The following is a 9,978-nucleotide window of genomic DNA, read 5'->3' as shown; positions in this document are numbered from 1 at the left end:
GTTCGTCGGTCGGTTCGTCGGTCGGGGGGAGGGGGTCGGGGGTCGGCGGGTTCGAGGGTTTCACCGCTGCGGCGGCGGGCGGACCAGGCCATTCGCGGGGTGTTGTGACGATGGATCGGCCGTCCGGCGGCGGTCAGTCCGATCACACCGGCGCGGCCGTGGGGCAGGGCGGCCAGCTCCCCGAGGGCCCGGTCGACGACCTCCTCGACGACGCCGCCGTCGGCCAGCCGGGTGACGATCTGTCGAGCCAGGGCCCGGCGCATGATCTGTTCGCCCCAGCCGGTGCAGCAGACGGCGGCAGTGTCGTCCTCGGCGTACAGGCCGCAGCCGGGCAGGCAGGAGTCGCCGATCCGCCCGGGTAGCTTGAAGCTGGTCCCACCGGTGGAGTTGGCGCAGGCCAGGTGTCCCGCAGCGTCCAGAGCGACGGCGCCGACGGTGTCCCCGGGCTCGAATTGGCTCTCCAGGCGGAAGCCCTCCCGGTTCCTCCGGCGGTGGAGCTCCAGCTCCCGGGGGATGATCAGGGACTCGGGCTCGACGGGCTCCAGGCCGCTCTCGGCGGCGAAGGCCTCGGCTCCCGCGCCGACCAGGAGACAGTGACGACCGTCGCCCAACACCCGCAGCGCCAGCTCGACGGGGTTGGCGTAGCGTCGGACGGCGCCGACGGCGCCGAAGCCCTGACTGGCGCCTTCCATTACCGCGGCGTCGAGTTCGCAGTAGCCGTCGCGGTTTAGCACGGAGCCGACCCCGGCGTCGAAGACCGGGTCGTCCTCCAGAACGCGGACAGCGCCGACGACGGCCTCGAGCGCCGAGCCGCCGCTGTCGAGGACCGCCCAGCCGGCGTCCAGCGCCCGGCGACACCCGGACTGATGGGCGGGCCACAGCTCGTCGGGGATCTTCCAGGCCCCGCCGTGGACGATCAGCGCCGGAGACATCAGTCCTCGGGGGGGAGAAAGCCGCGGTTACGGGCCTGGCTGCGGGTGGCGGCGAGCTGCTCCTCGTCGTAGAGCATCGAGGAGCAGGACTCGCACTGGCGCAGCTTGCCGGCCCGGACCTCGCTGAGCGCCTGGGTGGCGATCTCCATACCGCAGACGCCGCAGCGGTAGTTGTGGACCTCGGCGCAGATGTGGCCGCTGAGGCCCTGGGATTCCAGCTTCTCCACCATGCGGTGTCCCGCCGGGGTAAGTCCGGCCAGGAGGCCCTCCCGGCCCTCCTCGAGTCGGCTAAGACGGGTTTTCAGCCCCGTCTCCTCGGCCTCCAGGGCCGCCAGCCGTTCGGCGCTCTCCCGCTCCAGCTCCTCCAGCTCCCGCCGGTCGACCTCGAGCCGCGGTCGCAGCTCCTCCAGGCTCTCCATCATCTCGAGGATGCGCAGCTCGAGTTCGTCCTGCTTGTCGCGCTCGCTCTGGATCTCCTTGAGCAGAGTGGCGTACTCCCGGTTGTCGCTGGCGTTGAGTAGTTGCTGTTGGTGGCGTCCGCGGCGTTCCTTGACGCTCTCCACCTCGAGCTCCAGTTTCTTCTGCCCCATCTCGAGGCCCCTTTTGTCGGCCAGGGCCTGTTCGTAAGCCGCCCGGGCCGCGGCCAGCCGACCCTCGACCTCATCGTGTTCGGCGGGCAGCTCCTCCAGGCGACGACGCAGACGGAAGGCCCGACGCCGATGCAACTCCAGCCCCCAGAAACGGGCCCGTTCCTCGCTGGAGAACTCCATGCCTGATCCCCTCGGTTGTTAAAAGGGCCGCCCCGGCGGGCGACCCTGGTTGGTTATTCGCGGCGGCGAGCGGCGGCGTTCGGCCGCTTCGTATCGTCGTCATCGTCGTCGGCGACCTCGCGCTTGAGACGCTCGAAGAAGCGTGTCCGCCGCAGGTAGTAGCGGCTCAGCACGATGGAGATGCCCAGAATGCCGCCGAGGAAGCCGCCGACCAGGGCGTAGAACTTCTTTTTGGGCCGCACCGGGGCGCTCTCGTAGGTCGCCTCGGTCAGCACCCGGGGCAGGGCGCGGTTGCCGAGGGCCCGCTGCTCATCGATGCGGGCCTGCTCGTACTGGGCGGCGACGAACTTGTAGACCTCGCCCAGGGCGGTGACCTCCATCTTGAGCTGGTTGTACTCGACGTACTTCTCCGGCTGCCCGGCTAGCTCCTGCTCCAGGGTGTTCAGCTCCTGCTGCAGGGAGAACTCGGTGTTGCGGAAGGTCTCGAGCTCGTTTACCAGGTTGCGGCGTTTCTTCTCGCGCAGGGCCTGTTCGGCCTTGGCCAGTTTCTCCTCGGTCTCGCGCACCTGGGGATGGTTGTCGGCCAGGCGGCTGCGCAGCTCGGCCAACTGCAGCCGCAACAGGTCGACCTGGGTCTCCAGGTTCGAGGTGGCCACGTCGTAGGTGCCGGCGGCGCCGGGCAGTCCCATGGCGCTGGCGGCGACGCTTTCCGAGGTCGCTCCGCCGGTGGTGTAGTCCTCGGCGGTTTCCAACTGGGCCTCGGTGACCTGGCGCTGGATCTTGGCCATCAGGCGCTGGGTCTCCAGGTTGCGCAGTGTCTCGAACAGGGCCGTCAGTTCGACCTCGGGCTCGTAGACCATTTCTTCGGTGCTGTAACGGGCCAGACGCCGCGAGGCGGCCTCGAGCTTGGCCTTGGTCTCGTTGAGCTGGTTTTCCAGGAAGGAGCGCAGGCGTCCCGAGTTCCCCGAGGAGTAGAGTTCGGTGCGCTCGATGTACTTGTTGACGATGGCTGTGACGATGTTCTGGGCCATCACCGGTGAGGTGGCCTCGGCGGTGATCTCGATGGTGTCCGCCGTCGAGGGGGTGATGTTGATCATGCTCGCCAGGGCGTTGGCGGCGTCCTCGGGGTCCAGGATCTCCAGGGTGAAGCTGTCCCCGGCCTCGGCGTCCTGGGCCGTCATCATGAAGCTGAAGCCTTCACCGCGGAAGCGGCTGTAGTTGCTGCCCGAGCCCTTGTATTTGTCCTTCCAGTCGTACACGATATAGTCGCCGTCGTCGTTGATGAACTCGAAGGTGAACTCGTTGCCGCCGGCGATCTCGTTGGCGCGGAAGTCGGACAGGTAGGGCGTCTTGTCCGGATTGCTCGGTACGTCGGTCATCTTGGGCAGCAGTCCGTACTCGACCACCACCTCCTCGAGGACCGAGGGCGAGTTCATGATCGTCACCTCGAGGTCCACCGAGGTGCTCATCATCCCGCCCAGGTTGAGCTGACCCGTCAGGGCGCTCATCATCATTGCGCCGGAGGATTGTCGTTCCGGCAGCAGGATGGTCATCTGCGAGCTGTAGATTTTGGGCAGCAGGAAGGAGACGAAGAGCATCGCCCCGCCGACGAAGAAGCCGCAGAAGATGATGATCCATTTGCCGCGCCAGAGCACACCCAGCAAACGGATGAAGGTGTTGTCTTCGCGCTGTTTGCTGTTCCTCGAGTCAGGCATGGTCCTCTAGCATGATCCTCTGGGTGGAAATCACTGCCCCTGGATCAGATCGTCGGAGAGGATCTCCACGGTGGTGTTGACCAGGGAGAGGGAGGGCAGTACCCGGGCCAGGATCTCGTTCCACTCCCAGAGCATGGTTCGGGGGAAGTAGATGATGTCGCCGGGCTGGACGACGATGTTCTCGCTGAAATCGCCCTCCTGGATGGTGGCCAACAGATCGCAGGTCAGGATCTCCGGATCCGCCAGGCCGCCGCGGATTACCTTGACGCAGTCCAGGCGGGCGTCGTAAAGCTCGCCGCCGCTGCGGGCCAGCACGTCGAGCAGGGTATCCCGGGTGCCGATGGTCAGCCGCGCCTGTCGTGAGATATGGCCCAGTACATAAACGTAGCGCGAGTTGGTCGAGACCAGGGTCAGCACGACGTCGGGCGTGATCAGGTAATCGGCCAGACGGTCGTTGAGCAGTCGGCGCGCTTCATCGAGAGTCAGGCCTTCGACGTGCAGGGTGCCGATGAAGTGGATCTGGATGTTGCCGTCGGGGTCGACGGCGTAACGCCCGGAGAAGCTGGGCGCACCGGGGTTGTCGCCGGCCAGCTCGCCGTAGACGGAGAGATCGAAGGTATCGCCCGGTCCGAGGCGGAACTCGGCCGCCCCGACGACCGCGGTGAGAGCCAGCAATCCGATGATCGTCCTGCGCAGCATAGCCATCCGTGGGTGGGGGTCGACGCTTGGAGTGTCGAATTCTAAACCAACTCGTCCGGCCTGTCAACGCGGGGGCTGGTGACCGGCTTTACGGCGGTGACGGAGCGACGAGGCGTCGGGGCTCGTCGTGCACTAGAGCAGATGACGGGCCTTGAGCAGCAGACGGGGCGAAGAGGTCACCACCGAGGTCAGCAGGGAGAGAACCGACGAGCGTTTACCCGTGCGCCAGCGCTCCAGTTGGCGCTCCAACAGCTCCAGGGCGTCGTTGAAGTCCCGATCCTTCAGGCTGAGGTAAAAGCGGCGCAGCTTGGCGTAACGGCGCAGGCTGCGTCCGACGCCGGCGTTCCAGTTCTCGACGTAGGGCCTGAGGGAGTCCTCGGCCACGTTCCCGCCGTCCAGGGCCGTTACCGCGACCTCGGCGGCGACCGCGGCCCCCTGGAGGGCGTTGGCGATGCCGCCGCCGGAGAAGGGCTCGGCGTGACCGGCGGCGTCGCCCAGCGCCAGCAGACCGTCGGCGACGATCCGCCGCGGCTTGTCCAGGGCCGGGATCGTCCCGGCGACGAACTCGACGGGACGGGCGCCGGGGTAGCTGCGCGCCAGGAACGCCTCCAGCCGTCCGCGCAGCTCCTCGTCGACCCCCAGGGGCGGCTCCAGGCAAAGACCGATGTTGGCCCGGTCTCCGCCGAGGGGGAAGCACCAGCCGTAGCCGCCGGGAAAACGCTCCCGGCCGAGGTGCAGCTCGATCAGGGGCGGCTCGCGACGCGGCAGGCCGACGACGCGGGCCTGGACGCCGCTGTGCATCCGCTTGGACACCCAGGGCTTCCCGATACCCGCCCGTCGCAAAGTGGAACCCTCGACGCCGTCGGCGGCTACGACGAGGCGGCTGCGCAGCTCGTGCTGCTCTCCGCCCCGACGCAAAACGACCCGCCAGTCGTCGTCCGGGCGCTCCAGGCCGACCAACCGCGTCCGCGTCAGCACCTCGGCCCCGGCGGCGGCGGCCCGGCCCGCCAGCCAGCGGTCGAACAGCCGACGGTTGAGGGTCAGGCCGACGACCTCCTCGGTTTCGTAGACCACCCGGCGACCGTCGGGGGCGTGGCCCACGGCGCCGTGAATGGGCGAAGCCACGCACTCGGGCGGCGGCTCGCCGCAGACCCGCACCAGGGGATCCCGCTCGACGGCTTCGGCGCAGCGCACCGGGTTGCCGATCTCGGGCCGTTTCTCGACCAACAGGACCTCGCGGCCCGCGGCGGCCAGGCGGCGGGCGAATTCACTCCCCGCCGGACCGGCGCCGACTACGAGGACCTCGACGCTGTCCGGCGGCCTCACTTACCGCCCCCGCGGGGGTCGACCGGTTCCAGCCCGTCCCCGGCGGTGGTCACGCTAAGATCGGCGAAGACGTTGGGGACGTGCTCGACCAGCTCACGGTATACCGCCACGGCGAAACGGCGGATCTCCCACTGGGCCGTCGGATGGCCGCGCAGTTTCAAGACGGTTCGCCACTGGCGCAGGTTGGCGCTGACCACGATCTCGCTGGTCGCGGCGTTGGGCAGCACGAAACGGGCGTCTTCCTTGGGAACACCCAGCCCGCGCAGCGCCCGGTAGCGCGCCTCGCAGTCGGCCAGGTGCTCCGCGAAGATCCGCCGTGCCTCTTCTTCCCCGGCGATGCTGGGCGGGGTGACCGACCCGAAGCCGCCTTCCTCGACGTAGCGTTGGGACTGCTGCGAGAAGGAGCACAGGCGGTGTCTAACCAACTGATGAGTGAAAGCCCGGGAGCCGCCGATAACCCGAAACGTTGCTGTTGCGTGCTCGAAGACCGACTCGTGCCCCCGGCGCAGCAGCATCCGGCAGAAACGCCCCGCTGAACCGGGGCCCGCCTTCTCGAAGGACAGGTAGCACGTCCGCCCGGCGCGCTCGATGAGCGCCTCGGCCTGCGGCGTGATCGTCAGCAGCTCGACCTCCAACTCCGTCCTCCCGTTCAAGACACCCGTCCAGTCGCCATCCACAACGACGGATTATAAAACAGCGCCGCCGCGCTGTCACCGTCGCCCGCCCCGCATCAACCCACCGCCGTCGAACGAAGGGGTCCGACCTCGTCGGCCGGCCCCCTTGTAATCGCTTCAATCACGTTCACATCGCGCTGTTCACTTCTTGCGTTGGTGATGGGTGTAGCGATAGAAGACGTCGTCCCAGAATTTCTTGTCCATTGTCAGCTCCCCGTTTCGGCGCCGAAACGCGTTGTGGTTGCTCTCAAACGGGGTATTTCAGTGCAAACTAAACCTCCAGGGACAAAAGGGTGATTCCGTCAGCGAAAAGCAATATAGCACGAAAAACCGGACCGGGCAAACACGGATTGAAAAAAGCAGTTTCAGCAGTAGCCGGCCTGATCATACATAGTGGACGACGCACGGACCTTTGAAAAACAGCCCGGCCAGCACCCGCTCAACGCCGACCCCGGAACTGGCACAGTTTTTGCGGAGGCGGACCGTTGTCAGCAGCTCAACGGTTGCCGAGATGCAAAAACTGTGCCAGTTCCGGGGTTGGCGAACGGCGGCGGGTGCGGCTCTGTCGGGCTGTTTTACAAAGGTCCGGCCTGCTCACAGCAGCCCGGGGAGTACGGCCCTGCGGCGCGACGGGTAATCGGCGAAGGTTTCCTTGTACCACTGGTGGTGGGACAGCGCCCGGGGGACCAGGTTGGCCGCCGTCCAGACGGCGAACACCAGGCCGGGCAGGCTCCAGGTCAACAGGGCCCAGCCCGTCCACTGGACGATCTCGCCCAGGTAGTTGGGACAACTGACCAGCTCGAACAGCCCGCCCCGGGGGATGCGATAGCCGTCTTCGGCGGGTCTGCGCAGGCCGCGCAGCCCGGCGTCGGCCCACAGGTGGGTGAGGAAACCGGCGACGAAGAGGGCCGTTCCGGCGAGGAAGCGGGGGTCGGTCAGCCAGGCGGCGTCGTAGGCCGGGCCGAGGGCGTTGAGCCAGCGGCTGTTGGTGTAGGCGTTGATCAGGTTGAAGAAGAAGGCCATTCCCGTCACGGCCAGGGGAATCCCCTTCCCGCGGTCGCGCAGCAGCCAGGGAAAGACGAAAGCCCGGTAGAGGTAGTGGCCCAGCCAGAGGGCGCAGAAGGCGAGGTTGACGGGGTTGGTCGTCCGCTCGCCGAGGAGGAAGAGCGCCAGGTAGAGCAGGGGCGAGGGGGCCTCCATCAGCAGCCAGCCCAGGCGGTTGGCGATGGTCGGTCCCCAGCCGTCGCGCCGGTGGCGACCGTAGGGAGCGCTGACGAAGAGCAGCACGACGGCCGTCGCCCCGGCGATACCGAGCCAGACATAGAGCAGCAGGCGCAGGAGGGTGGTTTCGCTCATCGTCGTAAGGTGTCGGTTGTGGACAACAGGCCTTGGTGCTGGAACCAGGCAGCCGTGGTCCGCAGGGTGTCGTCGAAGGGGCGGGGGGTATAGCCGAGTTCGCGCCGGGCGCGACCGCAGTCGACGCGCCCGCCTCGTGCGAGGGTTCGCAGAGCCGTAGCGGTGAACAGGGGTTCGCCGCCGACCAGGCGGTGGTAGAGTTCGACGATCGGCGCGCCGAGTCGGGCCGGCCCCGGGGGCGTCGTCAAGCGGGGCGCCGGGACGCCGAGGAGGGCGCACCACCGCCGGGCGAGTTCCGCGAGGCTCAGGTAGTGACCGCCGAGGAGGTAGTCGCCGTCGCACCGGCCGCGCTCCGCCGCCGCCAGCAGGCCCCGCGCGGCGTCGCGGGCGTCGACCCAGTCGAAGCCGCCTTCGACCAGGCAGGGCAGCCTGCGCCGGGCCAGGGCCAGCAGCAGGCGGCCCATGCGCGAGGGGGCGTAATCCCGGGGACCGAGAACGGCGGTGGGGTAACAAATGACGGCGTCCAGACCGCGCCGGATCTCCCGCCGCACGGCCAGGACCCCGCGGGCCTTGGCTTGATCGTAGGCCGGGGCGTCGGCGGAACGATTGAGCGGGGCCGTCTCATCCAGTGCGTCAGCGTCCCGGCGGAGAGTAAAGGCCTGGACCGAGGAGCAATGGACGAGGCGCAGGCCGAGCTTCCGGCAGGCGGCGGCGACGTTGGCCGCGCCTTCGACGTTGACCCCTTCGACGAGGCCGCCGCGCCCGCCGCTGATCGAGACCACCCCGGCGAGATTGAAACAGATCGCGGCTCCGTTGAAGGCCCAGTGTAGGCTCGCCGGTTCGAGTACGTCGCCGGAAACGGTCTCGACGGGTAGGCCGGTCAGTTCCCCCGTCGAGCGGTGGATCAGACAGCGTACCCGCCGGCCGTGCTCGAGCAGCAGGGGGACTAGGTTGGCGCCGAGGTGTCCCGTCGCCCCGGTTACCACGACCCTTGAGACCACTAAAAGGCCGCCTCGACCCGCAGGTAGGCCATCGGTGGGTAGGCGGGCAAGCGATACAGGCCGAGGTCGATGCCGTTGTGACCGAACTCGCTCTCTTCCCCGCCGAAGAAGTAGAAGCCCCCCAGGGTGGCGTCGACGTTGTTCGAGAGGTCGAAGCGTACGCTGGGTCCGGCGACGCCGCTGCCGTCGGCCGGGTTGAACAAACCGAGGACGTTGGCCACGATCAGGGAGCCCAGGTCGAAATCGACGCTGGCGAACAGGTAATCCCGCCCCAGCACCAGACGCTCTCCACTTGCCAGGGCCGTCCAGTCGTAGTCGGCGAACTCCGCGGCCCCGGCGTCGTCGTGGTAGTACTCGACCAGGGCGGTAACGTGCTCGCCGAAGGTGTACTCCAGACCGGCGCCCAGCCGCCAGGCCTCCTCGACCTCGAGCTCATCGGAGTAGGGCAGATCGTAACCCAGCTCCAACCACAGGCCCGGGCCGTCCCAGTCGCCGACGACGATGTCGCCGTAGCTCCAGCAGGAGACGAAGTGGGCCCGGGTCGCCGGGGCGTAGTCGCCGAGATGGTGGTAGCCCAGCGAGAGGTCGAAGCCGCCGAGGTTGGTGAAGAAGCGCAGGCCGTAGTCGCCGTCGACGGCCTGGCGCGCCGGGACCGTCGCCAGCTCGAAGCCGGTGAAACGGCCCAGATAGATCTGCGAGCTGAGGGCGTCGACGCCGGGATCCTCGACGGTCGGATCGGTAAAGCTGGCGTTGTTGTAAAGGTCCGAGGGGTTGAAGAGGTAGCCGGGGCCCCGGGCCAGCTTCTGTCGTCCCAGGGTCAGTTCCAGCCAGTCGATGTCCCAGGAGACGGCGGCCCGGTCCAATTCGAACTGTAACTCCCCGCCCTCGGCATAGAGCTCGTCGTACCCGCCGAAGGCGTCGGCGACCAGAGTCAGTTGGACCTTCGTCGCCCCGGAGCGCGAGGTCAGGTCGAAGCGGGCCTGGGCGTAGGTGCCCAGCTCGTCGTCGTCGGTGGCGTAGTAGCGGCCCCAGAGATCCAGCTCGCCGAGGAACTCCAGCCCCTCGCCGAAGAGAGCCTCCAGACTGAATTCACCATCTGCGTCGCCGTCCCCGGTTTGCTGAGTGCTCTCCCCGGCGTCAGCTTCCCCGTAAACCGGAGGCAGGCCGTCATCGCCGGTCTCAGCCCCATCATCGGCGCCGTGGACCGGCGGCAGATCGTCCTCGGCCGCGACGGGGCACAGCAGGCAGAACAACAGGGCGATCGATGCGATCCAGCGACGCATTACGGCACCTCGGCGGTTGGGGAACCATTTTAGCTTACGGCGGGGGATTGCGGAGTGTCAATAGCCGAAGGGGGGATTACCGACCCCGGGGTCCGTCCGGGCCCCCGGGCGAAAAACGACCCCGCCCCTCCCCCACCGCCGGAGCGCTGTCCGTCAAAGTCCGCCGGAACCGGCACGGTTTTTGCATCTCGGCGACCGTTGGAGCATTGGCAACGGTCCGCC

8 protein-coding genes are annotated in these 9,978 nt (G+C 67.9%); all 8 read right to left on the bottom strand.

Going from position 1 to position 9,978, the window contains the following annotated elements; genetic code table 11:
* Window positions 1–932 (bottom strand): hypothetical protein (locus GF399_09740; GenBank protein MBD3400601.1); only part of this gene is annotated, 932 nt, incomplete at its 3' end.
* Window positions 932–1,702, bottom strand: a complete 771-nt coding sequence (locus tag GF399_09735; protein MBD3400600.1) for a hypothetical protein — start codon at window positions 1,700–1,702, stop codon at window positions 932–934. The genes GF399_09740 and GF399_09735, both read right to left, overlap by 1 nt.
* 53 nt (window positions 1,703–1,755) lie before the next feature.
* Entirely contained in the window at window positions 1,756–3,417 is a 1,662-nt protein-coding gene (locus tag GF399_09730) for a hypothetical protein (GenBank protein ID MBD3400599.1), read from the bottom strand.
* Window positions 3,418–3,447: 30 nt separating this feature from the next.
* Window positions 3,448–4,122: a hypothetical protein gene (locus tag GF399_09725; protein MBD3400598.1), complete on the bottom strand. Its 675-nt coding sequence runs from the start codon at window positions 4,120–4,122 to the stop codon at window positions 3,448–3,450.
* 126 nt (window positions 4,123–4,248) lie between these two features.
* Complete coding sequence (locus GF399_09720) at window positions 4,249–5,442, bottom strand: geranylgeranyl reductase family protein (protein ID MBD3400597.1); 1,194 nt, start codon at window positions 5,440–5,442, stop codon at window positions 4,249–4,251.
* A complete protein-coding gene (gene thyX / locus GF399_09715; protein MBD3400596.1) occupies window positions 5,439–6,119 on the bottom strand; it encodes an FAD-dependent thymidylate synthase in 681 nt (226 codons plus the stop codon). Before thyX ends, GF399_09720 begins: the two co-directional genes overlap by 4 nt.
* 591 nt (window positions 6,120–6,710) lie before the next feature.
* Window positions 6,711–7,472 (bottom strand): DUF1295 domain-containing protein, encoded by a 762-nt coding sequence (locus GF399_09710; GenBank protein MBD3400595.1) that lies wholly within the window; start codon window positions 7,470–7,472, stop codon window positions 6,711–6,713.
* On the bottom strand, window positions 7,469–8,887 hold the full coding sequence (locus tag GF399_09705; GenBank protein ID MBD3400594.1) for an NAD-dependent epimerase/dehydratase family protein: 1,419 nt from the start codon (window positions 8,885–8,887) through the stop codon (window positions 7,469–7,471). The genes GF399_09710 and GF399_09705 overlap by 4 nt, the downstream gene beginning before the upstream one ends.
* Between the last annotated feature and the right edge of the window lie 1,091 nt (window positions 8,888–9,978).

The sequence above is a fragment of the Candidatus Coatesbacteria bacterium genome, assembly GCA_014728225.1.
Taxonomy (GTDB): domain Bacteria; phylum RBG-13-66-14; class RBG-13-66-14; order RBG-13-66-14; family RBG-13-66-14; genus WJLX01.
This window is presented reverse-complemented; position numbering and strand designations above follow the sequence as displayed.

Coding starts and splice junctions, on each gene's coding strand:
- GF399_09735 (MBD3400600.1), bottom strand. CDS start 1,702: ATGGAGTTCTCCAGCGAGGAACGGGCCCGTTTCTGGGGGCTGGAGTTG.
- GF399_09730 (MBD3400599.1), bottom strand. CDS start 3,417: ATGCCTGACTCGAGGAACAGCAAACAGCGCGAAGACAACACCTTCATC.
- GF399_09725 (MBD3400598.1), bottom strand. CDS start 4,122: ATGGCTATGCTGCGCAGGACGATCATCGGATTGCTGGCTCTCACCGCG.
- GF399_09710 (MBD3400595.1), bottom strand. CDS start 7,472: ATGAGCGAAACCACCCTCCTGCGCCTGCTGCTCTATGTCTGGCTCGGT.